Below are 26,866 nucleotides of genomic sequence, written 5' to 3' on the forward strand. Positions count from 1 at the left end.
GGCGTACCGGCGTCCGGGGCTGCGCGGCGTGGTCCCCCTCGGACCCGGCCGGCTGCCCGGTCCCCAGGCGCCGGGCCGCACGCCGATTCCACGTACGCCACCCGGTGAAGCGCCGGGATGACGGTACGGACGATCGCCGGAATACGCCCATATCAATACTTCTAGTACTAATAACCCCGGTAAGCCAGCACGCCGATCCCGTGCTGGCCCGTCCACCTGCCGGAGGGGCTGCACGGCAGGTGGACGGGCTGTACTGGGTGGGACGGGTCAGTGAGCGGACCGCGCGTCGAGCTTGGTCTGCAGCCAGGTGTGGAATTCGCCGATGTGGTGTTCGCTGGGCACCAGGACACCGCCCTTGGCATACGCCCGGGAGCTCATCGCCGGCTGGGTACGCTCACAGGCGTCGAAGTCCTGCTGGTTGACCCGGTGGAACAGCTCCACCGACCGGTCCACGTCCTTGCCGCTCTCCACCACATGCGGCAGATACAGCCAGTCGCACTCCACGACCGTCCGGTCGTGCGCCATCGGATACATCCGGTGGAAGATCACATGATCGGGCACCAGGTTGATGAACACCTGCGGCCGCACCGTGATCGCGTAATACCGGCGGTCCTGGTCCTCCGCAACACCCGGAATACGGTCCAGACCCTCCGAACCGTCCACCGTGAAGCCCTTCACCTCCTCACCGAACTCCGCACCGTGCCCCACGTAGTACTGAGCCGCGTAACCGTCCGCGAACTCCGGCAGCACCTCCGTCAGTTCCGGATGGATCGTCGCGCAGTGGTAGCACTCCATGAAGTTCTCGATGATCAGCTTCCAGTTCGCCCGCACGTCATAGGTGATACGCCGGCCCAGCCGCAGATGGTCGATGTCATAACGCTCGATCGACTCCAGATCCCCCAGCCGCTCCACCACCGCGCCCATCACATCCGCCTCGAACGACGGCGGCTCCTCGGCCAGGCACACCCACACATACCCCAGCCACTCCCGCACATGGACGTTCACCAGCCCGTACTCCGTGCGGTCGATGTCCGGCATCGACGTCAGATTCGGCGCCGCCACCAGCTTGCCGTCCAGACCATAGGTCCAGGCGTGATACGGACACTGGAACGCCCGCTTCACCTCACCCGACTCCTCCAGGCACAGCTTGGCCCCACGATGCCGGCAGATGTTCAAAAACGCCCGCACCGAACCGTCCCGCGACCGGGACACCAGCACACTCTCCCGCCCCACCTGATACGTACGGAACGCGCCCGGCTTGTCCAACTCGGCCGCCCGAGCCACACAGAACCACATGGCCTCGAACACCCGCTCCTGCTCCCGGGCAAACACCCCAGGATCCGTGTAGTACTCGCCCGCCAGCGTAGGGATCAGGCTGGGCGGCAGATTCGTGATGGTCATCGTGTCACCTTCGGAAAATGTCAGACGCGCACGCGGCGAGGGTCGAACAGGGCGATGGGGTGTTCGGTGGTGCCTTCGGTGGCGAGGTCGGCGATGATCTCGCCGATCACGGGCACGAACTTGAAGCCGTGGCCCGAGAATCCGCAGGCCACCGTGACCTGCGGGTGCTCGGGGTGTCGGGAGAGCACGAAGTGCTCGTCCGGGGTGTTGCTGTACATGCAGGCCGCGCCCTTGAGGAAGCGGCCGGGCAGTGAGGGGATCCGCGGCCGCAGGTACTCGGCGATGGCCGCGATCTCCTCGGGGTGGACATCCCTGTCGAGGGTGTCGGGGTCACTGGGGACGCCCTTGCGGAAGAAGGCGACCTTGGCGCCTCCGTCAGGGCCGTCGAGGGAGGGGAAGCCGTAGATCTGGGTGCCGTCCGGGTCCTCCCAGATGTAGACGGGGTGCCGGTCGGCGGTGAACGGGCCGGTTCCGCCGTCGGGCTGGAACCAGTACATGACCTGACGCTCCACCGTCACGCTGACCCCGAGGTCGGAGAGGAGCTTCGGCGCCCAGGCGCCGGGGGCGATGACCAGCCGGTCGGCGATGTAGCTGCCCCGGTCGGTGACCACCCAGGCCTTGCCGCCCGGGCCCTCGGCCTCCCATCCGAGGACCATTTCCGCGAAGTGCAGGTCGGCGCCGTGTTCCCGGGCGAGGTTCAGGTGGGCGGTGACGGTCGCCTCAGGGCGGGCCACGCCGGCCTTGCGCTCGTAGAAGCCGACGTCCTCGGCGGCCGGGTTGAAGGTGGGGAAGCGGCGCCGGATGTCGGCGGCGGTCAGGACTTCATGGTCCAGGCCCCACTGCCGGGCGCTGCTGAGGGTGCCGGCGAACGCCAGGCTGTCCTCGCGCCCGATCATGAGGCCCCCGGTTTCGGTGAAGACCTCGTGGCCGGAGTCGACGGCCAGCTTCTCCCACAACTCGTGCGAGCGGAGCAGCAGTGGTACGTAGGCGGGGTCCTCGAAATAGGCCTGCCGGTAGATGCGGGATCCGCCATGGCTGGAGCCGAGGTTGTGGGCCGGGCCGAAGCGCTCCAGGCCGAGCACTCGCTGACCGCGGGCGGCGAGGTGGTAGGCGGCTGCGCTGCCCATCCCGCCCAGACCGACGACGATCACGTCGTATGAAGGGGCCATGTGTCCATCTCCTGGGAATCTTGCTGTCGTTGAGGGGGTTCCGCGCACGCCCGCTGAGTGGGTTCTGCGCGTGCCCGTGGCCGGTTCAGCGCCGGATGCGTGACATCTCGGGGTCGAACAGGGGCTCGGCGGCGGTGACGGCCGCGACTTGGGCGCCGAAGTACTCGATCTCCACCGGCGTTCCGGGGGCGGTGTGCTCGGCGGGCAGCCAGGCGTAGGCGATCGGCGCGTCGACCGTGTAGCCGTAGGCGGCGCTGGTCACGTAGCCGACCGGCCGTCCGGCCGCGTAGACCGGTTCGTGCCCCATCACCACGGCCTGCCGGTCCTGGATCAACAGGGCGGTGAGTCGGCGGCCGACCGTCTCCTCGCTGAGTCCCTCCAGTGCGGGCCGGCCGGTGAAGTGCGGCTTCTTCCGGCGGACGGCGAAGCCGAGGCCGGCCTCGTAGGGGTTGTGCTCGGTGGTCATGTCATGGCCCCAGGAGCGGTAACCCTTCTCCAGGCGCAGGCTGTTGAAGGCGCTGCGGCCGGCGGCGATGATGCCCAGCTCCTGCCCGGCCTCCCACAGGGTGTCCCACAGCTTGGCGCCGAGATCGGCCGTGGTGTAGAGCTCCCAGCCGAGCTCGCCCACGTAGCTGAGTCGCATCGCGGTGACCGGGACGTCGCCGAGGCAGGCCTGCTTGGCCTTGAAGTAGCCGAAGCCCTGGTGCGAGAAGTCGGTGTCGGTCAGCGGCTGCACCAGGTCGCGGGCGCGCGGGCCCCACACGCCCAGGCAGCAGGTGCCGGCGGTGATGTCGCGCACCTGTACCGACCCGTCGTCCGGCAGGTGGCGGCGCAGCCAGTCCAGGTCGAGGTTGCCGTTGGCGCCGATCTGGAAACGGTCGGCGCCAAGGCGGGCGATGGTCAGGTCGCTGCGGATGCCACCGGCGTCGTCGAGCAGCAGGGTGTACGTGACCGAGCCGACCGGCTTGTCGAGCTGATTGGTCGTCAGTACCTGGAGGAACGCGAGTGCGTCGGGGCCCGTGACCTCGAGCCGCTTCAGCGGGGTCATGTCGTACAGGGCCACGCGCTCGCGGGTGACGAGGGCCTCGGCCCCGGCGATCGGCGACCAGTAGCGGGAAGCCCAGTCGTTGCGGTGGGGGATCCGGGCCACCTCGGGGAGGCCGGCGTTGGCCTCGTACCAGTGCGGCCGCTCCCAGCCGCCGCCTTCCAGGAAGACGGCGCCGAGTGCCTCCTGGCGGGAGTGGAAGGGGCTGATCCGCAGGGGGCGCGGTCCTTCCGCCGGTTGCAGCGGGTGGAGGATGTCGTACACCTCGTCGAAGTTCCGGCAGCTGCGCTCGTGCACGTAGGAGGGAGCCAGCTGCACCTCCTCGAAGCGGTTGATGTCGCACTCGTGGACATCGGTGGTCGGCCGGCCGTCGACCAGCCACTCGGCCATCGCCTTGGCGACGCCGGCGGAGTGGGTGACCCACACGGCCTCTGCCAGCCAGAAGCCCCGCACCGTCGGTGACTCGCCCATCAACGGCATGCCGTCGGAGGTGAAGGAGAAGATGCCGTTGAAGCCCTCCTCGACCTTCGCGTCGGCCAGGGACGGGAGCAGGGTGACCGAGTCGGCCCAGGCGCCCTCGAAGTCGGCCTCGGTGAACTCCAGCGAGGACGGCATCACGGCGTCACGCGGGTGTGCGACGTCGTCCAGGGAGACGGGCATGGGGCGGTGCGCGTAGGAGCCGATGCCGATCCGGTCGACGAGCTCGCGGTAGTACAGGCCGGCGTCCTGGTTGCGCAGGATGGGCAGGGACGCCTCGGTGCGCTCGTCGTTGCGTCCCTCGAGCACCGGGAGCGTGGTGGTGCGGGCGTACTGGTGGGCCAGTGGCACCAGCGGCACCGTCTGCCCGACCATGCGCCCGATCCTCGGGCCCCAGAAGCCGGCGCAGGAGACCACGATGTCCGCCGGGAAGGTCCCCTGGTCGGTGACCACCGCGCTGACCTGGTCCCCGTTCGTCTCGATCCCGGTCACCGTGTGGTGGCCGAGGAACCGGGCGCCGCGAGACGTCGCCAGGCGGGCCTGCGCCTCGCCCGCCCGCAGGGCCTTGGCCAGGCCGTCGCTGGGGATGTGGAATCCGCCGAGGATCCGCTCGGCGTCGAGCAGGGGGTGCAGTGCGGCGGACTCCTCGGGGGTGAGCAGGCGGCTGTCGACGCCCCAGGAGCTCAGCCACCCGTGCCGGCGCTGGATCTCCGCCAGCCGCTCGGGGCTGGTGGCCACCTCCAGCCCGCCGACCTGCCGGAAGCACCACTGCCCGTCGAGGGTCAGCGTGCTGTACTTCTCGACCGTGTAGCGGGCGAACTCGGTCATCGTCCTGGACGCGTTGGTCTGGAAGACCAGACCGGGGGCGTGCGAGGTGGAGCCGCCCGTGGCGAAGAGCGGGCCCTGCTCCAGGACGGTGACGTCCGTCCAGCCGCGTGCGGTGAGTTCGTCGCTGAGTGCGCACCCGACGATGCCTGCACCGATGATGACCACCTTCGGCTGTGCCGCCATGGTCTTCCTCCAGATTCGTGTTCTGTGACGGGCGGGTCAGTGCCCTCGGGCGATCCAGTCGTCGAGCTGGGGAGCTTCGGCTCCGACCGACGTGGTGGCGCCATGACCGGGGTGGACGGTGGTGTCGACGGGGAGCGTGAGCAGCCGGTCACGGATGGAGGCGATGATGGTGTCGAAGTCGGAGTAGGAGCGGCCGGTGGCTCCGGGACCGCCCCGGAAGAGGGTGTCGCCGGAGAACAGCACTTCCAGCTCGGGCACGTACAGGCAGACGGCCCCGGGAGAGTGGCCGGGAGTGTGCAGCACGTACAGTCCGGTGTCGGCCACGGTCAGCAGCTCGCCGTCGACCAGGTCCCAGTACCCGTGTTCCCGGTCGGGGTGCACCTCCTTCCACAGCACGGAGTCGGCGGGATGGAGCAGGATGGGCGCCCCGGTGCGGGCGGCGAGAGCGGGGGCGGCGTTGATGTGGTCGTTGTGGGCGTGGGTGCACACGATGCCGACCAGGCGCCGGTCGCCGACAGCGGCCGCGATCGCCGCCGCGTCGTGCGCGGCGTCGATGACCAGGACCTCCCGGTCGTCGCCGATCAGCCAGACGTTGTTGTCCACCTCCCAACTCCCCCCGTCCAGCTGGAAGGTTCCGGAGGTGACCAGGCGCTCGATCCGCGCGGTCACAGGATGACCACCGAGCGCAGGACCTCACCGCGGTGCATCTTGGCGAACGCCGCTTCCACCTCGTCGAGGGCGATCTTCTCGCTGACGAATCCCGCCAGGTCGAAGCGGCCTTGCAGGTAGAGGTCGATCAGGGCGGGGAAGTCCCGGGAGGGCAGGCAGTCGCCGTACCAGCTGGACTTCAGCGCGCCGCCGCGGCCGAAGACGTCCAACAGGGGGAGGTCGACGGTCAGTTCGGGGGTGGGGACGCCGACCAGGACGGCGGTGCCGGCAAGATCGCGGGCGTAGAAGGCCTGCTTGTAGGTTTCGGGCCGGCCCACCGCGTCCACGACGACGTCGGCGCCGAAGCCGCCGGTGAGGGCGCGGATGGCCTCGACGGCGTCGGTCCTGGAGGAGTCGACGGTGTCGGTGGCGCCGAATTCCTCGGCCCACCTCAGCTTCCGCTCGTCGACGTCGACCGCGATGATGCGGCCGGCGCCGGCCACCTTGGCCCCCGCGATGGCGGCCATGCCCACGCCGCCGCAGCCGATCACCGCGATCGAGTCCCCGCGGCCGACGCCGCCGGTGTTGACCGCGGCGCCGAACCCGGCCATCACGCCGCAGCCGAGCAGTCCCGCCGCGGCGGCGGAGGCGGTCGAGTCGACCTTGGTGCACTGACCGGCGGCGACCAGGGTCTTCTCGGCGAAGGCGCCGATGCCGAGGGCCGGGGACAGCGGGGTGCCGTCGGCCAGCGTCATCGGCTGGGTGGCGTTGTGGGTGGCGAAGCAGTACCAGGGCTTGCCCTTGCGGCAGGCCCGGCACTGGCCGCCGCAGACCGCGCGCCAGTTGAGCACGACGAAGTCGCCGGGTGCGACGTCGGTGACGCCTGCACCGACCGCCTCGACCACGCCCGCGGCCTCATGGCCGAGCAGGAACGGGAACTCGTCCGCGATCCCGCCCTCCCGGTAGTGCAGGTCGGTGTGGCAGACGCCGCAGGCCTGCACCTGCACCAGCGCCTCGCCTGGGCCGGGGTCGGGGACCAGGACGGTCTCCACCGTGACCGGAACGCCCTTCTTCAGGGCGACGACGGCGCGTACCTCGTGTGTCACTGTCGATCTCCTCGCTGAGGGAGACGGCCGAATGCGAGGTCCGGCCGGATGTGCTGGATGACGGGGCGTCGCATCGCTCCGCCGGAGCGATGGACGCGGGAGGGGGAACGTCGATGTTCACGGGGGTCCCGCAGCGAGCGGCGGGCCTCGACGTGGCAACCGGTGTCGGACCGACGTGCCCGGAGGCTCGGAGGCTCAGACGGTTGTTGCGTATTACGCCTCTTGCTTCGCTATAAGAAACAGTCTGCCTGCTGGGCGACCGCTGTCAAGGGGTTGGAACGGGCGAACTTGTCGTGCTGTCGGCAGCACCTGCGGCCGACCGGCCACGACCGCCGGAAACGACGGTGCCCCGCGACCGTTCAACGGGCCACGAGGCAGGGTCGGCCTCCGCGGCGATCAGGCCGTCAGGGCAGATGGGGAGGCCGCAAAGGGACAGCGCCGGGCCGTCCACGGCGGACGACCTCTCCCCCGCCGCACGCAGCTGTCCGGCCCCCGGAGGAGGCCGGACAGCTGTGCTTCGCCGCGTTCGGCCCCGAGGCCGGACAGCCGGCGCAGCGTCGCGTTCGGCACTGAGGCCCGACAGCGCCGGGCGTCGCGTTCGGCGCTTGCGCCGTCAGGGTCGTTCGATTGCGTCAGGAGCGCTCGAGGTCGCCCTCCCTCAGGCCGCCGACACGCTCACTGTCGTCAGCCGAGGACTGCCGGAAGCGGGCGGGAAGGGCACTGGTCTCCGCCAGCGTGCGCCCACGCGTCTCCTCGGCCCACGCCAGGGACACCACCCAGCCCAGCAGTGTGATGCCGGCACCGATCAGCATGGTCGTGCCGATGCCCAGCTTGCTGAGGGAGATCGGCAGCAGGAAGGTGCCCGCGGCGGCGCCGATGCGGCTGATGGAGGTGGCCACGCCTCCCGCGGTGGCCCGGATGCCGGTGGGGAACAGCTCGTTGGGATAGGTCCACTCCAGCACCGTGGGACCGCCCGAGAGGAGGGCATAGGCGCAGAAGCACAGGATGACCACCGTGATGGGGAGGGCGTCGCCGCCACCCAGCACCGCGAGCGGGACCGCCATCAGGGCGAACGACCAGACCATGACGGGGCGGCGTCCCACCCGGTCCACCAGGCGCAGCGCGGGGAGGCAGCCCAGCACGAACACGATGCTGATCAGGGCCGAGCCGAGGTTGCTCGCGTTGCCCTCCCCGAGCCCGAAGGAGCCCAGGATGGCGGGCCCGAAGGTGTAGAGGGCGAACATCGGCGTGATCTGACACATGTAGAACAGTCCGCAGAAGAGCGTCCGCCGCAGGTAGGCGCCCTGGAACAGGTCACGGAACCGGTTCTGTTCCACCGCCTGTTCGGCAGCCGAGGCCGCGAGCAGCTGCTCGATCGGGACGGTACGGCCGAGGGCTTTCCTGATCGAGTCCTGGGCATCGGCGGTGCGGCCCTTGTTCACCAGCCACAGCGGGGACTCGGGCGTACCGATGCGCATCAGCAGGATCACGGCGCTCAGCACGGCGCCGGAGGCGAGCATCCACCGCCAGGTGCCGGTGCCGCCGATCTCGGCCATGACGTAGCCGGCCACGTAGGCGGCTGCCGCACCGACGTACCAGGCGAGGATGAGGACGCCGAGCAGTCGGCCCCTGTGCCGGCCCGGCACCCACTCGGCCAGCAGGGACGTCGCGATCGGGTAGTCCGCTCCGATGGCTATGCCGAGGACGAAGCGCAGCACGACGAACTGCCAGGTCTCGGTGGCGAACACCGACAGCACCGATGCGCCGACCAGAATCGCCAGGTCAATGGTGTACATCGCCTCACGGCCGAGTTTGTCGGTGACGGCTCCGCCGAACAGGCCTCCGACGAAGATGCCGACCAGGGCGGCGGCACCGATGAGACCCACGTCCCCCGCGCTCAGGTGCAGTTCGCTGCTCATGCCGACCAGCGCGACGCCGATGATGCTGAGCAGGTAGCCGTCCAGGAAGGGGCCGCCGGCGCAGGCCCAGGTGAGTTTCCGATGGAACCTGCTCAGTGGCGCCTCGTCGATGGCACGGATGGACATCTGAACTCCAGGGATGGGGGACTGTGGACTGCGTGACCCGCACACCGGGGCGGCGACCGCGCGGTCGACGGATCACACGTGAGCAATGTTGCGCTCATAAAAACTCGTTTCTACATACGCAACCGAACATCGATCGCGTGTCGGCGTCAAGACACGATGCGGAAGCTCTTGTAACTTGCTCGGCCTTCGGCGACGGCCTCCGACGCTCTTACGCATGGCATCCGCCCGCGACGGCACAGTTCAAGTCGTTGCGTATAACGATCTGAGTTTTGTATCGTGAAACAACGTCCGGTATGACTCCACGGAGGAGCGGACTTCGCCGGACTGCCGCGCGCGGCCGCAGCCCCGCCCCAACGGCGCCGGGACCCTCCGGACTTTCTCCCGACGCCGGCGCCCTCGGCCCGCAGCAGACCTCCGCCCGACCCCGTCCCGTAAGCGAATGGCGGCCTGCGCCGCCTCCGGAGCGGCGATCGGCGGACGCCAGTCACTTCCACGACAGAGAAGGAAATGACCATGACCATCAGCCTGAACGCCGGATCACTGTCCTCCGACGAGCTCGAGGACAAGAAGGACCTCGCCCCGCCGACAGCCACGCCCCTCGGCGGACCCATGCAGACCCGCAGCCGGCGGATCTTCACCTCGGACGACGGCAGGATCGTCAGCGGAACATGGGAGTGCGAACCGGGAGAGTCGGCATGGGACTTCTCCGACCGCGGTGAAGTCATCCACGTGCTGTCCGGTCGGATGACGTGTGAAGAGAAGGGAGGGGCGACGACCGAGGTCGGTCCCGGAACCACCGCGGTGTTCCCCATCGGGTGGCAGGGCACCTGGACGATCCACGAGACGCTGCGCAAGGTCTTCGTCATCTACACGTAGACCTCGACGCCGTCGCGAGCCTGCTCCCGAACTCGGGGGCAGGCTCGCGGCGCGTCCGGAGCGTTTGCACGCCGGGCACCGTCCGGCGAACGAGCCGGGTGCAGCACCAGGCACAGCACGCAACCGTGCGTCACATGGGTGACGAGTGCCGCACAAGACCGCCCCACCGAACGTGACAGTTGCCCGCCGGCCCTTGACCAGCCGGCCGTCCACACTGGACGATGTTGCGTATCACTCATCCTGTTGTGTAATACGCATCAACGGAGGATGCCATGTCTCCTCGACCGCAGTCCGGCAGCGAGTTCGTCCTCACCCTTTCGTGCCCTGACCGGGCCGGTCTCGTCCACGCCGTGACCACGTTTCTCGTCGACCACTCCGGCAACATCCTGGAGAGCCAGCAGTTCGACGACCGACTGCAGAACCGCTTCTTCATGCGGGTGCACTTCGATGTCTCGGATCCGGACGTTTCCCTGAAGGAGCTGCGCACCGGTTTCGGCCCGGTGGCCGAGGCGTACCGGATCACCTGGCAGCTGCACGACGCCGCGACCCCGACCCGCACCCTGATCATGGTGTCGAAGTTCGGCCACTGCCTGAACGACCTGCTCTTCCGCAGGTCCACGGGCACGCTCAACATCGAGATCCCGGCGATCGTCTCCAACCACCGCGACTTCGAGCCGCTGGCGCAGAACTACGGCATCCCGTTCCACCACATCCCGGTGACACCGCAGACGAAGGGCGAGGCGGAGGCGCGGCTGCTGCAGCTCGTGGACGATCTCGACATCGACCTCGTCGTCCTCGCCCGCTACATGCAGATCCTCTCCGACGACCTGTGCAAGCAGCTGGACGGCCGGGCGATCAACATCCACCACTCGTTCCTGCCGAGCTTCAAGGGCGCGCGGCCGTACGTCCAGGCGCATGAGCGCGGGGTCAAGCTCGTCGGAGCCACGGCGCACTACGTCACATCGGACCTCGACGAAGGCCCGATCATCGAGCAGGACGTGGTCCGCGTGGACCACTCGCGCGCCCCGGACGAGCTGGTCACCATGGGCCGCGATGTCGAGGCCCAGGTGCTGGCCCGCGCCGTGGAGTGGCACAGTGAGAGCCGCGTGCTGATCAACGGCAACCGCACGGTCGTGTTCCGCTGACCGGGCCGGCCGGGCCGGCGCGGGAGTAACGGGCGGTCCGGGCGGCGGCGCACGCAGCGCGCGGTCGCCCGGGCCGGGCGTCGCCGGGCTACGGCCGTGTCGTCGACGCGGCCGTAGCCCGGCGACGACGTCCGCTGTATGCGCCTCGCCGACGGCCGTCCGGTCGGCGCGATCCGGACCCCGCACGGGTCCGTCGGGCGCTGGGCGCGCCGGTCTGCTCGCATACGCGCAGTGGAGCGGCCGGATGCCTTGAGGAGCATTCCCGGGACTGGTATACCGGCTTAGCCGCACTCGCGCCGCTGATGTCGCCGCACACGCCACAGCACTGCAGAATCCATGGATACCAGTGCGTATAGTTGCGCCATGAGCAACTATACGGCAGATGGCGAAACAGCAGGTCCCGCGGCGGGCGGCGTGCAGTCCGTCGACCGTGCCGTCAGCGTCCTGGAGATCCTCGCCCAGCGCGGCGAGGCGGGCGTGAGCGAGGTCGCCGCCGAGATCGACGTCCACAAGTCGACCGCGTTCCGTCTTCTCGGGGCGCTGGAGGCGCGTGGTCTGGTCGAGCAGGCGGCAGAGCGGGGCAAGTACCGGCTCGGTTTCGGGATTGTGCGCCTGGCCGGCGCGGTCACGGGCCGGCTCGACCTCACCCAGCAGGGCCGGCCCGTGTGCGAGCGGCTCGCCGAGGAGATCGGTGAGACCGTCAACATCGCCGTCCTGCAGGAGCACTACGCGGTCAACCTCGACCAGGTGCGCGGCCCGGGCGCGGTCGGCACGCACAACTGGGTCGGACAGCTCACCCCGCTGCACGCCACCTCCAGCGGCAAGATCCTGCTGGCTCACCTGCCGGCGACGGAGCGGGCCGCAGTGATCACGAGGTCCGGGATGCAGAAGCTGACGCCGCACACGATCACCGCCAAGAGCAGGCTGGAGAAGGCGCTCGCCGAGGCGCGGGAGCGCGGTTACGCGGTGTCGTTGGAGGAATTCGAGATCGGACTGCACGCCATGGCGGCGCCCATCCGGTCTCGCGACGGCGACGTCATCGCCGCCCTCAGCGCCTCCGGCCCCGAGTACCGCTTCACCGAGGAGCGGATGCACGAGCTCGCACCCGTGCTGGTCAGAGGCGCCGAGGAGATCAGCCACCGCATGGGCTACATCGGCTGAGTCCCGTGCGGGCCGACGGGTCCGGCCGGCGCCGCCTGTGCCTCGTCGCTGCGGGCTGCCGCACGCGGCTCGAGCCGGACCACGATGCTCTTGGACGTCGGTGTGTTGGAGATGTCGGCCACCGAGTCGAGCGGGACGAGCACATTGGCCTCGGGGAAGTAGGCCGCGCAGCAGCCGCGGGGCGTGTCGTAGGCGACGGCGCGGAAGTCCTCCGCCCGCCGCTCAGGGCCGTCCTGCCACTCGCTGACGAGGTCCACCAGGTCCCCGTCGGTGAGCCCGCGCTCGGCGAGGTCGTCGGGGTGGACGAACACGACTCGGCGTCCCTGGTGGATGCCGCGGTAGCGGTCGTCGAGGCCGTAGATCGTGGTGTTGTACTGGTCGTGGCTGCGCAGTGTCTGCAGCAGCATGCGGCCGGGCGGGACGCGCAGCACCTGAAGGGGGTTGACCGTGAAGTTGGCCTTGCCCGTGCTAGTGGGGAAGTGCCGTGCGTCACGGGGGCCGTGCGGCAGGGTGAAGCCTCCGGGGTGCCGGACCCGGGTGTTGAAGTCGGCGAAGTCCGGCAGGACCCGGGCGATGCTGTCGCGGACGGCGTCGTAGTCGGCCTCGAAGGCCGCCCACGGCACCTCGCCGTCCGGCCCGAAGAGGGCCTGCGCCAGCCGGCAGACGACGGCCGGCTCGGAGAGCAGGTGCGCGGAGGCGGGTGGCAGCCCGCCGCGTGAGGCGTGCACCATCCCCATCGAGTCCTCGACGGTGACGAACCGGTTCCTGCCGTCCGGTCCCCTGTCACGTTCGGTGCGGCCGAGGACGGGGAGGATGAGGGCCTCTCGGCCGCAGACGGCGTGGGAGCGGTTGAGCTTGGTGGAGACCTGCACGGTCAGCCGGCAGTTCCGCAGGGCGCGCTCCGTGGCGGCCGTGTCCGGGGCGGCGGAGACGAAGTTGCCGCCCATGGCGAAGAACACCTTCACGTCCTCGGTGCCCATCGCCCGGATCGTCTCCACGGCGTCGAAACCGTGGTGGCGTGGCGGGTCGAATCCGAATTCCTTGTGCAGCGCGTCGAGGAAATCCGGCGCCGGCTTCTCGTAGATGCCCATCGTCCGGTCGCCCTGGACGTTGGAGTGGCCTCGCACGGGGCACACACCGGCGCCGGGGCGGCCGATGTTCCCGCGCAGCAGCAGGAAGTCCACCACCTCGCGGATGGTGGGCACGGAGTGCTTGTGCTGGGTGAGGCCCATGGCCCAGCACACCACGATCGACCGGGCGGACAGGACGTCGCGCGCGGTCGCCTCGATGGCTTCGCGCGCGAGTCCGGTCGCCTCGGCGACGTCGTCCCAGTCGAGTGTGCGCAGGTGGTCGGCGTAGGCGTCGAAGCCGTCGGTGTGCGCGGCGATGAAGTCGTGGTCGAGGACCGTGCCGGGCGCGGCGTCCTCGGCCTCCAGCAGCAGCCGTGACAGCGCCTGGAAGAGCGCCTGGTCGCCGCCGAGCCGGATCTGCAGGAACCGGTCGGCCAGGGACGTGCCGCCGCCGGCTACTCCGCGGGCGTTCTGCGGGTTCTTGAAGCGCAGCAGCCCGGCCTCGGGCAGCGGGTTCACGGCCACGATGCGCGCACCGCGCTGCTTGGCCTTCTCCAGCGCGGACAGCATGCGCGGGTGGTTGGTGCCGGGATTCTGCCCGACGACGAAGATCAGGTCGGCGCGGTACAGATCGTCGAGGTGGACGCTGCCCTTGCCGACCCCGATCGTCTCGGTGAGCGCCGAGCCGCTCGACTCGTGGCACATGTTCGAGCAGTCCGGCAGGTTGTTGGTGCCGAATCGCCGTACGAGGAGCTGGTAGAGGTAGGCGGCCTCGTTGGAGGTCCGCCCCGAGGTGTAGAAGGCCGCTTCGTCGGGGCTGCGCAGCGCCTTGAGCTGCTGGGCGATGACGTCGAACGCCGTCTCCCAGGTGACCGGCACGTACGTGTCGGAGCCGGCCGGCTTGTGCATCGGCTCGGTGAGGCGGCCCTGCTGGCCCAGCCAGTAGTCGCTGCGGGTCGCGAGTTCGCCCACCGGGTGCGCGGCGAAAAACTCGCGCGTCACCCGGCGGACGGTGGCCTCCTCGGCGACAGCCTTGGCGCCGTTCTCGCAGAACTCGGCCCTGCTGCGGTGATCGCCCTCCGGCCAGGCGCAACCGGGGCAGTCGAAGCCGTCCTTCTGGTTGACCTTCAGCAGGGTCAGCGCGGTGCGCCGCACGCCCATCTGGTCGTACCCCATGCGCAGCGCATGGGTCACCGCGGGGATCCCGGCGGCCCAGCGCTTCGGTTCGGTCACTTCCAGTGCGTCCTCGCCGGGGTCCACGCGCGGCGCCTTGCGTGCCATGACTGCCTCTCCTCGTCCGATGTGCCGGTGGGACTGCTGTTATGCGCTCAGTCGGGTCTGCAGCCAGGTGTGGAATTCGCCGATGTGGTGTTCGCTGGGCACCAGGACACCGCCCTTGGCATACGCCCGGGAGCTCATCGCCGGCTGGGTACGCTCACAGGCGTCGAAGTCCTGCTGGTTGACCCGGTGGAACAGCTCCACCGACCGGTCCACGTCCTTGCCGCTCTCCACCACATGCGGCAGATACAGCCAGTCGCACTCCACGACCGTCCGGTCGTGCGCCATCGGATACATCCGGTGGAAGATCACATGATCGGGCACCAGGTTGATGAACACCTGCGGCCGCACCGTGATCGCGTAATACCGGCGGTCCTGGTCCTCCGCAACACCCGGAATACGGTCCAGACCCTCCGAACCGTCCACCGTGAAGCCCTTCACCTCCTCACCGAACTCCGCACCGTGCCCCACGTAGTACTGAGCCGCGTAACCGTCCGCGAACTCCGGCAGCACCTCCGTCAGTTCCGGATGGATCGTCGCGCAGTGGTAGCACTCCATGAAGTTCTCGATGATCAGCTTCCAGTTCGCCCGCACGTCATAGGTGATACGCCGGCCCAGCCGCAGATGGTCGATGTCATAACGCTCGATCGACTCCAGATCCCCCAGCCGCTCCACCACCGCGCCCATCACATCCGCCTCGAACGACGGCGGCTCCTCGGCCAGGCACACCCACACATACCCCAGCCACTCCCGCACATGGACGTTCACCAGCCCGTACTCCGTGCGGTCGATGTCCGGCATCGACGTCAGATTCGGCGCCGCCACCAGCTTGCCGTCCAGACCATAGGTCCAGGCGTGATACGGACACTGGAACGCCCGCTTCACCTCACCCGACTCCTCCAGGCACAGCTTGGCCCCACGATGCCGGCAGATGTTCAAAAACGCCCGCACCGAACCGTCCCGCGACCGGGACACCAGCACACTCTCCCGCCCCACCTGATACGTACGGAACGCGCCCGGCTTGTCCAACTCGGCCGCCCGAGCCACACAGAACCACATGGCCTCGAACACCCGCTCCTGCTCCCGGGCAAACACCCCAGGATCCGTGTAGTACTCGCCCGCCAGCGTGGCGATCAGGCTCGGGGACAGACTGGTGCTGCTCATCATTCTCACCTCGGGAGATGTCACACGCGCACACGGCGCAGTGGTCCGTCAGGGACGGTTCACAACGGTGCGTTTCTCAATAAGAGACAAGTGGCGTATTACGAAACAAAGAATCTGCTGTGGAGGAAGCGGTGTCAAGACGTCGGCCCGGCAGGCTGCGGCGCCGCGCCGCCGGCCGGACACCGGGCCTCAGCGCAGGGACACCTGCGCCGGATCCTGGAGCACACGCCCCAGGAACGACGTGCGTGACGTGCCCACGAGGAGGGGACAACCCGGCGTGCCCGACTGCCCGCCGTCGGAGAACGAGTCCGGAGTGACGTTCACGACGCCCATGACCAGGGTCCGGCCCGGCCGCGGAAGCCCGTAGGGGTGCGGTTCCGGGATGCCGGGGCGTGTGGGGGCGGTGGCGTGGGCAATGGCGGTCACGCGGATCCGTCCTCGCGCGCAGCGACCGTGGACAGCTGACGGCGCCAGCGCATGAACGGGCGGGTCCGGTTCACGCCGAGCACGGCGACCGGGCGCTCTGCCCGCCGGTAGACGGCGAGGAAGCTGCGGTCGTCCGCGGCACCCTCCTCGACGGTCACGCTGTCGGCCCCGGCCGCGTATCCGGCGAACTGGATGCGCACGCCGTACTGGTCGGACCAGAAGTACGGCGGACGCGGCGGCTCGGGTGCGGCCGTGCCTCCGGAGAGCAGGGCGGTCACGGCCGCCGCCGGACGCTCGCGCGCACCGGTCCAGTGCTCCACGCGGCGGTGGGCCCCGACCGCGGGGTCGTACCAGGCCGCGCAGTCGCCGACCGCCACGACGCCGGGGACGTTCGTGGCGCCGGCGGCGTCGCACAGCACGCCGTTCTCCAGCGCCACGCCGGAGCCGTCGAGCCAGTCGACGCAGGGGCGGGCACCCACTCCGACGACGACGGTGTCGGCGGCAAGGCTGCGGCCGTCGTCCAGCAGCACCGCCTTCACCCTCCCGCGGGCTCGGCCACCGTTGAGAGTGGCCTCCGCGTGAGGGATTCCCGTCCCGCTCGGCGCATCACCGCTGAGCCCTTGTACGCCGACTCCGCACAGCAGCCGCACGCCGTGGTCGGCGTGGAGGGCCGACAGGAGCGCGCCCATCGCCGTGCCGAGCGGACCGGCGAGCGGGGTCGGCGCGGCCTCGACCACAGTGACGTCGAGCCCGAGGGCGCGGGCGGTCGAGGCGACCTCTGCGCCGACGAAGCCGCCGCCGATGACGACGAGCCGTCCTCCGCGCGCCAGGTCCTCGCGCAGTGCGCGGGCGTCGTCGAGCGTGCGCAGCACGTGGACGCCGGCCAGACCCTGGCTGCCGGGGAGGGTGCGGGCGGCCGCTCCGGTGGCCACCACGACCCCGTCGGCGCGGACCGTACGGCCGTCCGCCAGCCGTATTGTGCGATCGGCGCTGTCGAGCCCGACGGCGCGGGTGCCGAGCAGCCACTCCGCGCCCAGCTCCTCGCCGTCCGCCTCGAGCGCGAGGTCCGACTCCCCCACCTGGCCGGCGAGGAACTCCTTCGACAGCGGGGGGCGGTCGTAGGGGCGGTGGGTCTCGTCGCCGATGATGACGAGCCGTCCGTCATAGCCCTGCGCGCGCAGGGCCCGGGCGGCCGACAGCCCGGCCAGCGAGGCGCCGACGACCGCCACGCTCTTCACGCGGCGTCTCCGGAGACCGGGACCGCTCCGAGCCGTGCGGCGACACAGGAGGGCGGGAGGTTAGGCGGGGCGTCGGAGAGCTTGACGTAGATCATGCCGTCCTCGACGAGGACCTGGTGGGTGCGCACGGGGAGCCGGGCCGGCGGGGCGTCCACGCGTCCCGTGCGCAGGTCGAACTTCGAAGCGTGCAGGGGACATTCGACCTCGCATCCCTCCAGCCAGCCGTCGGAGAGCGAGGCGTCCTGATGGGTGCACGTGTCGTCGATCGCGTAGAACTCGCCGTCCTCGGTGTGGAACACGGCGACGGGCGGGTCGGACTCGATCCGGTACGCCTCGCCTCGCGGCAGGTCGGCGACACGGCACGCAGGAATCATCATGACCACCTCGGTGCGTATTACGAAACGGATTGCGTCAAGTGCAACGCCAGTCTGAGGTCGCCTCTACCCCTTGTCAAGGAGTCGTTTTGGGCATCCCGTGAGGTCTTCCGCGGCTCGCCCGCTGCCGGGGCGATCGGCGGCACGGGGCGGGCCAAGAGCGGCCGGACGCGTCGGCCTTCTGCCGAAGGCCGGCCCGGCGGGATTCCCAGGGCGATGCGGGTGAACCGGACCGCGCGTGGGCATGCCCGTGGTCCCGGCCCGGCGGAGCTGTCCCAGGGCTCAGGCGCGCTGACGCCGCTGCCCCGCCGGCACGCCGGACCGCCGCGTACCGCTCGGCCTTCCGAGCGGCCCCGGTGGCGCGGATCGCCGAATCCCTGCTGTCTGGACGGAGGACGTGCAGACAGAGAGCGAGGGACCATGAACCGCACGCACGAGCACCTCGGGACTCCCCGGGCCGCCGGGATCGCCGGGGTCGTCTTCGCGATCCTGATGGCCGCGGCGATCGTCCTGGTGCGCCTCGCCCTGCCCGGCGGGGCCGGCGGGGACGACATCACCGTCGATGCCGGGCAGCGGAGCGCCGTGCAGTCGGCGCTGGCGCTGCTGCCGTTCGCAGGGATCGCCTTCCTGTGGTTCATGGGAGCCCTGCGTACGCAGGCGGGTGAGCATGAGGACCGGTTCGTGTCCACCGTCTTCCTGGGCAGCGGCTTCGTCTTCGTCGCCACCCTGTTCGCCAGCGCCGCGGCGGCGGGGACCGTGCTCGACGAGAGTCAGCAGCCCTTGCCGTTCGGCCGCCACTTCGCGTACTCCCTGCTGACCACGTACGCAATGCGGATGGCGGCCGTGTTCATCTTCACGACCTCGGCCATCGGCCGCCGCCTCGGCCTCTTCCCTCGACCGCTCGTCGTCCTCGGCTATCTCGCCGGTCTGACGCTGCTGGTGGTGGGAGCGGACCTGCCCTGGTCGGAACTGGTCTTCCCGGCCTGGGCGCTGATCGTCGGCCTGTACATCCTGTCGGGCCGTCACCCCGCCGGCCCCGGGCCCGCGGCCCCTGCCTGAGCGGCCCCCGCCTGAGCGGGCCCTGCCTGAGCGGGCCCGGCACCTCACCCGAACGGGCTGCTCCTCGTCGCCTCATCCCCTCCGGTCGCAGAGGCTGGTCCAGGGGGTCCGGACCAACGGAAGGGACCGATCCCTTGGTAAGGCTTGTCGTCGACCTGAACCACTGTCAGGGGTACGCGCAGTGCGCGTTTCTCGCCCCCGACGTCTTCACCATGCACGGCGAGGAGGGGCTGCTGTACACCCCGGACGCAGACGAGACACATCGCGAGAAGCTGGCACAGGCCGCCGCCGCCTGCCCCGTCCAGGCCATCCTCGTCGATGCGCTGGACGCACCGGCCGAGGGGGTGTCCGGTGAACGGTGACGGATGGCTGGACTGGCTCAGACGCGAGGGCCGTATCGTCGTCGTCGGCGCCTCTCTGGCGGGTCTGCGGGCGGCGGAGACCCTCCGCGAGAAGGGCTTCGCCGGTTCCCTGACGATGATCGGCGACGAGCCCCACGAGCCGTACGACCGGCCGCCGCTGTCCAAGCAGGTACTGCTGGGCGTGGCCGCCGCGGACCGCACCGCACTGCCCAGACGCCGCGCCCTGGACGCGACCTGGCGGCTCGGCGTCCCGGCCACCGGCCTGGACATGGCAGCCCGACGGGTACGGCTGGCCGACGGCGACGAGGTGCCGTACGACCGGCTGCTGATCGCCACCGGCGTGCGCGCACGACCGTGGCCACGCGAGGCCGAGGCGGAACTCGACGGCGTCTTCGTGCTGCGGACCCGCGACGACGGCGCCGCGCTCGCACGGCGGCTCGCCGAGGGCCCGAAGCGGGTCTTCGTCATCGGCGCCGGGTTCACCGGCTCGGAGATCGCCTCCGCCTGCCGCGAACGGGGCCTGGCCGTCACCGTCGCCGAACGCGGCGCGGCACCCCTGGTCGGTGCACTCGGCGGGGTGGTCGGCGCGGTCGCCGCCGACCTCCAGCGCGGGCATGGTGTCGACCTGCGCTGCGGGGTGATGGTGACCGCGCTGGAGGGCGACGCCTCGGGACGGGTGCGCGCCGCGCACCTGTCGGACGGATCCACCGTCGAGACGGACGTGGTGGTCGTCTCGCTCGGCGCCACCCGCAACACCGAATGGCTGGCCGGGTCGGGACTCGGCGCCGGTCCCCGCGGCATCGCCTGCGACGCGGGCTGCCGCGCCTTCGACATCCGCGGCATCGTGACCGACGACGTCTTCGTCGCCGGCGACGTCGCCCGGTCCCCGCATCCCCTGTTCGGCTACCAGTTCCTGTCCCTGGAGCACTGGGGCAACGCCGTCTCCCAGGCCAGGACCGCGGCACACAACATGCTCAGCGAGAGCACCGACCGGCTTCCCCACATATGGGTGCCGGCCTTCTGGTCCTCCCAGTTCGGCGTGAACATCAAGTCCGTCGGTGTGCCGTCGATGGGAACCGAGATCGTCGTCTCCCAGGGCTCCCTCGACGACCGTCGGTTCATCGGCGTCTACGGGTACCAGGGCCGCGTCATCGGCGCGGTCGCCTTCGACCATGCCCGGTGGCTGCCTTTCTACCAGGAACTGATCGAGACCACCGCACCGTTCCCGCCGGCCTTCCCGTCGGTGGGCCGGCGCTCGGACGGGCAGCGGCCGATGGACGCCGACTTCCCCGACCCGTCGGTGCCGACCCACGGCCCCACTGTGACCCTCAGCGGATACTCACCGGCCGACCGCCGGATGACGTTCACCCCCGCGCACTGACCCGCACGGCCACGAGGACCCACCATGACGCCATCGCTGCTGCACCAGATCCTGGACTACTCCAACCGTGCCGATCCGTACCCGATCTACGAAGAGCTGCGCAGAACACCGGTCCACCGCGAAGCCGACGGGCCGTTCGTCGTCAGCACCTACTACGAGATCCGCAGCCTCCTGCACGACCCTCGCATCAGCTCCGACGCCCGCAATCTGGCCTCGACCGCCGATGCCTCGCCGGCAGAGCCGACCCAGGAGGAGGAGAGCGTCCTGCCGCCGAGCTTCCTACGGCTCGACCCGCCCGAACACGACCGGCTGCGACGCATGACCAACAGGCCCTTCGGCCCACCGCACTCCCCCCGCCGGGTCGACGGGATGCGCCAGGAACTCCACGGCATCGTCTCCGCCCTCATCGACGGCATCGACGACACGGGCCGGATCGACCTGGTCGACCAGTTCTCCTACCCCTTCCCCGTGACGGTGATCTGCCGGCTGCTCGGCGTGCCGCGCGAGGACGAGGCCCGCTTCCACACCTGGGCCGACACCATCGCCGCGAGCCTGGACCCCGATCCGGACGCGGACCCCACCGAGCGGGGCAAAGCCTCGCACGACGCGCGTATGCAGCTGGGCATGTACCTGGCCGGCCTGATCGAGCAACGCCGCAAGAACCCCGGGGACGACATGCTCTCCGAACTGGCCACGGGCAGGAGCCAGGACGGCACGATGACCACGATGGAACTGCTCAGTACCGCCGCGCTGCTGCTGATCGCGGGCCACGAGACCACCGTCAACCTCGTCACCAACGGAATGCTGACCCTGCTGCGCAACCCCGACGTCCTGCAACGGCTGCGGACCGACCCGCGACTCGCCGTGCCCATCGTCGAGGAACTGCTCCGCTTCGAACCGCCGGTGCAGCTGGTGCCGCAGCGCACCACCCTCGCGGACATCGAGGTCCGCGGCATCACCATCCCGAAAGGCGCCTCCCTCTGGCTGGTCCTGGCATCCGGCAACCGCGACCCCCAGCGCTTCGAGAATCCTGACCGCTTCGACCCGGACCGCCGGGACATCCAGCACCTCGGTCTGGGCAGCGGCATCCACAGCTGCTTCGGCGCACCCCTGGCCCGGCTCGAGGCCCAGATCGCCCTGTCGGAACTCGCCCGCAGACTCGAGAACCCGCGCCTGCTGGAGGACCCGCCCCCCTACCGGCGCAACGCCGTACTCCGCGGTCCGCGGCACCTGCCCATCGCCTGCGACGGGATCCGCCCCTGACGCCGTCCCCGGAACGGGCATGCGCAGCAAGGCATGGCAGGCCCCCGGGCGGCGGACGGAGCTACCGGGCGGGGCCGGTGCACCGCGCACCGTGGGTGGGGGCAGCAGCCTCGTGGTCATCGGGTGACTGTCCATTTCTGGTTGGCGGCTCCGGTGCAGGTCCATATCTGCAGCCGGGTGCCGTTGGCCGTGCTGCCGCCGGTGGCATCCAGGCATTTGTCGGCCTGGGGGTTGACGATGTCCTGGGCGGCGGGGACTGCCCACTGCTGGGCGTCGGTGCCGTTGCAGTCCCACAGCTGGACGGGCGTGCCGTCGGCCGTGCCTCCCGAGGCCACGTCCAGGCACTTGCCGAGCGCGCGGATGGTGCCGTCCGAGCTGACGGTCCACTGCTGCGCGGCCGTGCCGTTGCAGTCGTAGAGCTGTACGGCCGTGCCGTTGGCACTGTTGGCGCCGGCCACGTCCACGCAATTGCCGCCGATGCCTCTGATGGGGCCACCGCCGCCCGGCTGGGTGCTGACCCGGACGTAGTCCACCACGAGCTGCTGGGGGAAGACAGTGCTGCCGTCGGGGTCTCCGGGCCAGTAGCCGCCGACCGCGAGGTTGAGGATCAGGAAGAACGGCTTGTCGAAGACCCACTGCCGTCCGCCGAGGTCGGCGGGCGTGCGCCGCTGGTACACGGTGCCGTCGACGGACCAGGTGATCGAGTCCGGGCTCCAGTCGACGGCGAAGGTGTGGAAGGCGTCGGCGAACACCTGACCGCCGGGCAGGGTGTACGCGGCGCCGATGCCGCCGGTTCCTGAGTAGCCGGGGCCGTGGAGGGTGCCGTGGACGGTGGACGGTTCGAAGCCCACGTTCTCCATGACGTCGATCTCGCCCGAGTCGGGCCAGCCGACCTGCCCGATGTCGTTGCCCAGCATCCAGAACGCGGGCCACATGCCCTGCCCGCGCGGGATCTTCATCCGGGCCTCGACGCGGCCGTACGTCGTGGTGAATCTGCCGGCCGTGTTGAGCCGGGCAGAGGTGTACTCGCATCTGCCGTACCAGCACTGGTAGTTGCCCGGGTTCTCACGGCGGGCCGTGATGACCAGGTGACCCTGGCCGTCGAGGACGGCGTTGCGGTTGCCCGCGGTGTAGTACTGCCGCTCGTGGTTGTTGACGTTGTCGCCCGTCTCGATCTGCCACTTACCGCCGTCGACGGCGGAGCCCGCAGGCCCGTCGAATTCGTCGGCGAAGGCGAGGGCGGTCGGAGCGGCCGCGACCGTCGGCGCGGCGGGCTTGGCCTCGGGCGCAGGCGCTCCCTGCGCCAGTCCGGTGGACAGCGACGCGAGGGCGAGGACGGAAACCAGGGACAGCGACAGGCGCCGGGGCAGGCGTGGGGGGTGCATGTCTCTCCCTTCATGGAGCATGACGGGGACAGCCGAGGTCATGGCATGCATATGACAGATCGCCGCCGAGCGGCTCCCATGTAACAGGAAGTGGAGTGAGAACTCGCCCCGGGAGCCACTCAGTTCACTACGTGATTCAAGAAGTGAACGATGGGCCTGTCAAGGGCTTGGTATGGACCAGATTCATGAACGCAGGCCACGACCGCATCTCCGGTGCCCCGGGCCGCCCCCTCGGGTCCACCGCCATCGTCAGGCGTGCGGGTCGAAGGGAACACCGGCCGGCTTGGCCTTTTCGAGGTGGTAGGCGAAGTTGCCGTCCTTCAGACCGAACACGGCACTTCCGAAATCGGGCTGGCTCAACGTGTCGCGTATGCCGGTGGGGTAGCCGTTCCAGCCCACCAGGGCGGGGAACTGCCAGCTGCGGTAGTGATTCTCGGGCGGCTCGTCGTTGGAGTTCGCGGGACGGAAGCAGTGCGTGCTCACACCGTCCTTGTGATACACGATCTTCGCATGCGTGCCGTCCCACCGGATCCGGTCACGGCCGTGGACGTCGAAACGGCCGTGGGCGGAGGTGGAGACGTACTGGGCCTGGTTGTTCCGCACCCACACCACGACGTGCTCCCAGTCGTGGCGGTGCCCGCCGAGACCGCTTCCGGCCACGGCCTGGTCCTTCTCGAAATAGAGGCCGTACATGATCGCGCACCAGCCGTTGTTGCACTTGTACCGCGCATATCCGTTGGTGTTGTCGAGGTCCCACGAGTCGCGGCACTGGCCGTTGAGGGCACCGGACGGTTTGAGGCCACCGTTGACAGACCCGTCCGGGCCGATGGCCGGCGTGGGATAGCAGCCGTCCGTGTCATAGTCGTAGGCGGGTTGGAACGTCTGCTCCAGTCCGTCGGCGTTGGGGGGCAACGCGGCGGGCGGGGCGGCGAGAGCGCTGCCCGGAGAGGCGATCAGCAGCGCGAGGGAACTGCCGAGGACGAACGCCACTCTTCGGATCCGCGAGCTCGTCTTCACTGCATCCTCCTGGTCGACCACGGATGGGAACACGCCGTGATTGGCATGCCCATCTCAGACTGGCCGAACCTTCGTCAGATGAGCCGCCCCTGACGGACGCTCAAGCCGCTGACCCGCGCTGAGGACACAAGCCGGCGTCAGGATGCCGAGCGGCCGATCGAATCGAGGAGCTGGAAATCTTCCTTCGTCAGGCGCAGTCCGCCCGCTGCCACGTTGTCGACGAGGTGAGCCGGATTGCCCGTCCCGGGGATGGCCAGCACGTGCATGCCGTGCCGCAGGGCCCACGCGAGCCGTACCTGAGCCGGTGAGATCCCGTGGGCGCGGGCGACAGCGCAGACCTCGTCGTGCTCGGCCCGGACGGCGCCGGCCTCGCGCCCTTCCCCGGCGATGGAGAAGAAGGGCACGAACGCGATGCCCCGTGCCGCGCAAGCGCGGAGCATCACCTCTCCGTCGCGCGCGTCGATGCCGTAGCGGTTCTGGACACACACCACCGGCGCGATCTTCTCGGCCTGCGCCAGGTGCTCCATGCGGGCGTTGGAGATACCGAGGTGGCGGACCAGTCCGGCCTCGCGCAGCTCGGCGAGGGCTCCGAAGTGCTCGCTGACGGACTCCTGGCTCATGATGCGCAGGTTCACCACGTCGAGGTGGTCGCGGCCGAGCTGGCGCAGGTTCTCCTCGACTTGTCCGCGCAGCTGGTCGGGCCGAGCCGAAGCGGCCCACCCACCGGATGCGTCCCGGGCGGGGCCCACTTTGGTGGCGATGACGAGGTCGTCAGAGTACGGCGACAGCGCGGAGTTGATCAGCTCATTGGCGGAACGCAGGCGGGAGAAGTAGAACGCCGCGGTGTCGATGTGATTGACGCCGAGTTCGACCGCGCGGCGCAGCACGGCGAGTGCCGTGCCGCGGTCGCTGGGGGTGCCCTGGTGGAAGGCGGCGCTGCCGGTCAGGCGCATGGCGCCGAAGCCGATCCGGTTGACCCTGAGGTCACCGAGCAGCCACGTGCCCGAGGCTGCTGCGGAGACCGTGCGCGACGTCATCTGCTTCATCAGCTCCATGCGATCGGTCATCGCCCCTCGGCGGCTCGAGGCGAGGCGGACTGGAGTATGCGCAGGCAACAGCGGTGACGGAAAGGTGCGGAACGGGGCAGGAAGATCACAGCGCAACAGGGAACCCTGAGGGGGCACTCCGCGTTACTCCTGCTGACGCGCCTCGGCCCCGCTCGCCGGCCGGGCAGGCGGCGAGGCCCCCGCCGTCTGGTCACGGCAGGGGCCTTCCGATGTCGCTCCGGCTTCGCGGCCCCGCCTATCGGGCCGTGCCGAAGTCCTGCGTCCAGTAGTGATTGGGCTGCGCGAGACCGACGCCGATCTCCTTGAACGCACAGTTGAGGATGTTCTTCTTGTGACCGGGGCTGGACATCCAGCCCGCCATGACGCTCTCGGGAGTCTCGTAACCGTAGGCGACGTTCTCGCCGTACGTGCTCCAGTTGTAACCGGCACGTGTGATCCGGTCACCCGCGCCCGAGCCGTCGGAGCCCGTGTGGGACATGTTCCGGTGGGCGGCCATGTCCTCGCTGTGATCCTGGGCAGCCTTGCTCAGCTTGGCGTTCAGGGTCACCGGAGAGCATCCGGCCTTGCTGCGCTCACTGTTGACGAGTTCCACGACGCGGGCGACATCACCGGACGCCGGTGCCGCGGTGGACGGCGCGGCGGGCTTGGGGGCGGCGGGCTTCTTCGCGGCCGGCTTGGGTGCGGCCGGCTTCGCGGTGGGCTTGGCTACCGCCGGCTGCTTCGCCGCCGGCTTCGGGGTGCTCGGCGTCGCGGTGGGGGCCTGCGACTCGGGCGACGCGGGCTTCCGGTCCCACTCCTCCCGGTCCCACCCGTCGCGGTCCCACCGTCGGTCGGAGTCGTTCCCCTGCCACGCCTGGTCGGAATACGTACCCGTCCACTGGCCGTACGACCGGTCGTCCTGACCGCCCTGCGGGTCCATACAGGCCATGGCTACGGAGGGCACACCCACGGCCGCCAGGGCGATGGCAGCGATGGCTGCCTTCCGGTAGTGCCTCGTCTTGCGGTGCTTGCTCATGTGTGACCTCACTCGTCATCGCGGAGCGCCACCGAGAGCGGTCGGCCCGGCCCAATCGGTGCGTGACCTGCGGAGACGCCTTGCGGGCAGCCATTGTTAGGAGCGCCGCGCGTGGAGGGCAACGAGCACCTGCTACTAGCGCGGCTAGTAGGTCTGAGCGCCCTTGCCATGGGGCAGCGGGCGTGCTGGCACACATGCGGAATGATGTGATCCGTTTGACGCATCGTCAAAAAACTCCATGCACGCGACGGTGGCAACGGTGCCCGGAGAGCCGAAGGCCGCCGAGCGCCGTGCGGGGAATATCCGTAGCGAGATGGACAAATATCCTTATGTCGCCAACGAGCCATCTACTATCGGCAGTCGTGACGAGCGAGAACGGCTGTGACGGATGTCACGGAACCATTGGTTCCGTCTGACCCCCGGCCGGGCGGAACAGCGTCGCCGAGCCGGCGAGAAACAGGACAGCCTGCCGGTTCCACAGGACGACGCGCAGGAGCAGGCCCGGCCGGAGCCGCGATGTGCGGGAGTGCCGCAGGCGCGGGGGTGCCTGGCCGCCCGGTGGTGCACGGCCTGCCCGGGGCCTCCGGCTCACCCTGTGCAGTCGCGCTCGCGCGATCAGGCTGCTCAGGGCTCACCGAGACGGCGGCATACGGGGTGATATTGAAATCTCCGACACCACGCAG

22 protein-coding genes are annotated in these 26,866 nt (G+C 69.9%); 7 read left to right on the plus strand and 15 right to left on the minus strand.

What is annotated here, in order from left to right:
• Positions 1 to 267: 267 nt before the first annotated feature.
• The 6 genes from ACLB9X_RS03170 to ACLB9X_RS03195 all read right to left on the minus strand — a co-directional run bounded on the left by ACLB9X_RS03170 (position 268) and on the right by ACLB9X_RS03195 (position 8,902).
• Entirely contained in the window at positions 268 to 1,401 is a 1,134-nt protein-coding gene (locus tag ACLB9X_RS03170; protein WP_410358649.1) for an aromatic ring-hydroxylating oxygenase subunit alpha, read from the minus strand.
• Between the two features lie 20 nt (positions 1,402 to 1,421).
• Positions 1,422 to 2,570 carry an N-methyl-L-tryptophan oxidase gene (solA, locus tag ACLB9X_RS03175; RefSeq protein WP_410358650.1) on the minus strand — a complete coding sequence of 383 codons (1,149 nt, stop codon included), beginning with the start codon at positions 2,568 to 2,570 and terminating at the stop codon, positions 1,422 to 1,424.
• A gap of 85 nt (positions 2,571 to 2,655) precedes the next feature.
• Entirely contained in the window at positions 2,656 to 5,103 is a 2,448-nt protein-coding gene (locus tag ACLB9X_RS03180; protein ID WP_410358651.1) for an FAD-dependent oxidoreductase, read from the minus strand.
• A 36-nt stretch (positions 5,104 to 5,139) separates the two neighbouring features.
• The gene (locus tag ACLB9X_RS03185; protein ID WP_410358652.1) at positions 5,140 to 5,772 is read right to left on the minus strand and encodes an MBL fold metallo-hydrolase; all 633 of its coding nucleotides are present in this window, start codon (positions 5,770 to 5,772) and stop codon (positions 5,140 to 5,142) included.
• The gene (locus ACLB9X_RS03190; RefSeq protein WP_410358653.1) at positions 5,769 to 6,857 is read right to left on the minus strand and encodes an S-(hydroxymethyl)mycothiol dehydrogenase; all 1,089 of its coding nucleotides are present in this window, start codon (positions 6,855 to 6,857) and stop codon (positions 5,769 to 5,771) included. The genes ACLB9X_RS03185 and ACLB9X_RS03190 overlap by 4 nt, the downstream gene beginning before the upstream one ends.
• A 632-nt stretch (positions 6,858 to 7,489) precedes the next feature.
• Positions 7,490 to 8,902, minus strand: a complete 1,413-nt coding sequence (locus tag ACLB9X_RS03195) for an MFS transporter (RefSeq protein WP_410358654.1) — start codon at positions 8,900 to 8,902, stop codon at positions 7,490 to 7,492.
• A gap of 513 nt (positions 8,903 to 9,415) precedes the next feature.
• On the opposite strand from ACLB9X_RS03195, the gene ACLB9X_RS03200 reads away from it, so the two are divergent.
• From ACLB9X_RS03200 to ACLB9X_RS03210, 3 genes are all read left to right on the plus strand, one after another.
• Positions 9,416 to 9,778 (plus strand): cupin domain-containing protein, encoded by a 363-nt coding sequence (locus ACLB9X_RS03200; protein ID WP_410358655.1) that lies wholly within the window; start codon positions 9,416 to 9,418, stop codon positions 9,776 to 9,778.
• Positions 9,779 to 10,050: 272 nt separating this feature from the next.
• Entirely contained in the window at positions 10,051 to 10,923 is an 873-nt protein-coding gene (gene purU, locus ACLB9X_RS03205; protein ID WP_410358656.1) for a formyltetrahydrofolate deformylase, read from the plus strand.
• A gap of 363 nt (positions 10,924 to 11,286) precedes the next feature.
• Positions 11,287 to 12,084 carry an IclR family transcriptional regulator gene (locus ACLB9X_RS03210; RefSeq protein ID WP_410358657.1) on the plus strand — a complete coding sequence of 266 codons (798 nt, stop codon included), beginning with the start codon at positions 11,287 to 11,289 and terminating at the stop codon, positions 12,082 to 12,084.
• On the opposite strand, the gene ACLB9X_RS03215 is transcribed toward ACLB9X_RS03210, so the two are convergent.
• The 5 genes from ACLB9X_RS03215 to ACLB9X_RS03235 all read right to left on the minus strand — a co-directional run bounded on the left by ACLB9X_RS03215 (position 12,072) and on the right by ACLB9X_RS03235 (position 17,637).
• On the minus strand, positions 12,072 to 14,435 hold the full coding sequence (locus tag ACLB9X_RS03215) for an FdhF/YdeP family oxidoreductase (protein ID WP_410358658.1): 2,364 nt from the start codon (positions 14,433 to 14,435) through the stop codon (positions 12,072 to 12,074). The genes ACLB9X_RS03210 and ACLB9X_RS03215 overlap by 13 nt on opposite strands.
• A gap of 39 nt (positions 14,436 to 14,474) precedes the next feature.
• Complete coding sequence (locus tag ACLB9X_RS03220; protein WP_410358659.1) at positions 14,475 to 15,596, minus strand: aromatic ring-hydroxylating oxygenase subunit alpha; 1,122 nt, start codon at positions 15,594 to 15,596, stop codon at positions 14,475 to 14,477.
• A 189-nt stretch (positions 15,597 to 15,785) separates the two neighbouring features.
• On the minus strand, positions 15,786 to 16,022 hold the full coding sequence (locus ACLB9X_RS03225) for a hypothetical protein (RefSeq protein ID WP_410358660.1): 237 nt from the start codon (positions 16,020 to 16,022) through the stop codon (positions 15,786 to 15,788).
• Positions 16,019 to 17,260: an NAD(P)/FAD-dependent oxidoreductase gene (locus ACLB9X_RS03230; RefSeq protein WP_410358661.1), complete on the minus strand. Its 1,242-nt coding sequence runs from the start codon at positions 17,258 to 17,260 to the stop codon at positions 16,019 to 16,021. Before ACLB9X_RS03230 ends, ACLB9X_RS03225 begins: the two co-directional genes overlap by 4 nt.
• Positions 17,257 to 17,637 (minus strand): bifunctional 3-phenylpropionate/cinnamic acid dioxygenase ferredoxin subunit, encoded by a 381-nt coding sequence (locus ACLB9X_RS03235; RefSeq protein ID WP_410358662.1) that lies wholly within the window; start codon positions 17,635 to 17,637, stop codon positions 17,257 to 17,259. Before ACLB9X_RS03235 ends, ACLB9X_RS03230 begins: the two co-directional genes overlap by 4 nt.
• A 417-nt stretch (positions 17,638 to 18,054) precedes the next feature.
• On the opposite strand from ACLB9X_RS03235, the gene ACLB9X_RS03240 reads away from it, so the two are divergent.
• From ACLB9X_RS03240 to ACLB9X_RS03255, 4 genes are all read left to right on the plus strand, one after another.
• Positions 18,055 to 18,693, plus strand: a complete 639-nt coding sequence (locus ACLB9X_RS03240) for a hypothetical protein (protein ID WP_410358663.1) — start codon at positions 18,055 to 18,057, stop codon at positions 18,691 to 18,693.
• Between the two features lie 134 nt (positions 18,694 to 18,827).
• Positions 18,828 to 19,055: a ferredoxin gene (locus ACLB9X_RS03245; protein ID WP_410358664.1), complete on the plus strand. Its 228-nt coding sequence runs from the start codon at positions 18,828 to 18,830 to the stop codon at positions 19,053 to 19,055.
• Complete coding sequence (locus tag ACLB9X_RS03250) at positions 19,012 to 20,436, plus strand: NAD(P)/FAD-dependent oxidoreductase (protein ID WP_410358665.1); 1,425 nt, start codon at positions 19,012 to 19,014, stop codon at positions 20,434 to 20,436. Before ACLB9X_RS03245 ends, ACLB9X_RS03250 begins: the two co-directional genes overlap by 44 nt.
• A 24-nt stretch (positions 20,437 to 20,460) precedes the next feature.
• Entirely contained in the window at positions 20,461 to 21,699 is a 1,239-nt protein-coding gene (locus tag ACLB9X_RS03255) for a cytochrome P450 (RefSeq protein ID WP_410358666.1), read from the plus strand.
• 116 nt (positions 21,700 to 21,815) lie between these two features.
• Here the strand turns inward: ACLB9X_RS03255 and ACLB9X_RS03260 are convergent, their stop codons facing one another.
• The 4 genes from ACLB9X_RS03260 to ACLB9X_RS03275 all read right to left on the minus strand — a co-directional run bounded on the left by ACLB9X_RS03260 (position 21,816) and on the right by ACLB9X_RS03275 (position 26,183).
• Positions 21,816 to 23,084, minus strand: a complete 1,269-nt coding sequence (locus ACLB9X_RS03260; RefSeq protein ID WP_410358667.1) for a ricin-type beta-trefoil lectin domain protein — start codon at positions 23,082 to 23,084, stop codon at positions 21,816 to 21,818.
• A 249-nt stretch (positions 23,085 to 23,333) separates the two neighbouring features.
• Positions 23,334 to 24,101 carry an NPP1 family protein gene (locus ACLB9X_RS03265; protein WP_410358668.1) on the minus strand — a complete coding sequence of 256 codons (768 nt, stop codon included), beginning with the start codon at positions 24,099 to 24,101 and terminating at the stop codon, positions 23,334 to 23,336.
• Positions 24,102 to 24,238: 137 nt separating this feature from the next.
• A complete protein-coding gene (locus ACLB9X_RS03270; protein ID WP_410359130.1) occupies positions 24,239 to 25,138 on the minus strand; it encodes an oxidoreductase in 900 nt (299 codons plus the stop codon).
• 265 nt (positions 25,139 to 25,403) lie between these two features.
• Positions 25,404 to 26,183: a CAP domain-containing protein gene (locus ACLB9X_RS03275; RefSeq protein ID WP_410358669.1), complete on the minus strand. Its 780-nt coding sequence runs from the start codon at positions 26,181 to 26,183 to the stop codon at positions 25,404 to 25,406.
• Between the last annotated feature and the right edge of the window lie 683 nt (positions 26,184 to 26,866).

Source organism: Streptomyces sp. 5K101 (genome assembly GCF_046506645.1).
Lineage (GTDB): Bacteria > Actinomycetota > Actinomycetes > Streptomycetales > Streptomycetaceae > Streptomyces.

What these genes read in the sequence shown, in the direction of transcription:
- ACLB9X_RS03235 (WP_410358662.1), bottom strand. Translation starts at nt 17,637, where the DNA reads ATGATGATTCCTGCGTGCCGTGTCGCCGACCTGCCGCGAGGCGAGGCG.
- ACLB9X_RS03255 (WP_410358666.1), top strand. Translation starts at nt 20,461, where the DNA reads ATGACGCCATCGCTGCTGCACCAGATCCTGGACTACTCCAACCGTGCC.
- ACLB9X_RS03210 (WP_410358657.1), top strand. Translation starts at nt 11,287, where the DNA reads ATGAGCAACTATACGGCAGATGGCGAAACAGCAGGTCCCGCGGCGGGC.
- ACLB9X_RS03200 (WP_410358655.1), top strand. Translation starts at nt 9,416, where the DNA reads ATGACCATCAGCCTGAACGCCGGATCACTGTCCTCCGACGAGCTCGAG.
- ACLB9X_RS03275 (WP_410358669.1), bottom strand. Translation starts at nt 26,183, where the DNA reads ATGAGCAAGCACCGCAAGACGAGGCACTACCGGAAGGCAGCCATCGCT.
- ACLB9X_RS03260 (WP_410358667.1), bottom strand. Translation starts at nt 23,084, where the DNA reads ATGCACCCCCCACGCCTGCCCCGGCGCCTGTCGCTGTCCCTGGTTTCC.
- ACLB9X_RS03270 (WP_410359130.1), bottom strand. Translation starts at nt 25,138, where the DNA reads ATGACGTCGCGCACGGTCTCCGCAGCAGCCTCGGGCACGTGGCTGCTC.
- ACLB9X_RS03170 (WP_410358649.1), bottom strand. Translation starts at nt 1,401, where the DNA reads ATGACCATCACGAATCTGCCGCCCAGCCTGATCCCTACGCTGGCGGGC.
- ACLB9X_RS03240 (WP_410358663.1), top strand. Translation starts at nt 18,055, where the DNA reads ATGAACCGCACGCACGAGCACCTCGGGACTCCCCGGGCCGCCGGGATC.
- ACLB9X_RS03250 (WP_410358665.1), top strand. Translation starts at nt 19,012, where the DNA reads ATGCGCTGGACGCACCGGCCGAGGGGGTGTCCGGTGAACGGTGACGGA.
- purU (WP_410358656.1), top strand. Translation starts at nt 10,051, where the DNA reads ATGTCTCCTCGACCGCAGTCCGGCAGCGAGTTCGTCCTCACCCTTTCG.
- ACLB9X_RS03180 (WP_410358651.1), bottom strand. Translation starts at nt 5,103, where the DNA reads ATGGCGGCACAGCCGAAGGTGGTCATCATCGGTGCAGGCATCGTCGGG.
- ACLB9X_RS03215 (WP_410358658.1), bottom strand. Translation starts at nt 14,435, where the DNA reads ATGGCACGCAAGGCGCCGCGCGTGGACCCCGGCGAGGACGCACTGGAA.
- ACLB9X_RS03220 (WP_410358659.1), bottom strand. Translation starts at nt 15,596, where the DNA reads ATGAGCAGCACCAGTCTGTCCCCGAGCCTGATCGCCACGCTGGCGGGC.
- ACLB9X_RS03195 (WP_410358654.1), bottom strand. Translation starts at nt 8,902, where the DNA reads ATGTCCATCCGTGCCATCGACGAGGCGCCACTGAGCAGGTTCCATCGG.
- solA (WP_410358650.1), bottom strand. Translation starts at nt 2,570, where the DNA reads ATGGCCCCTTCATACGACGTGATCGTCGTCGGTCTGGGCGGGATGGGC.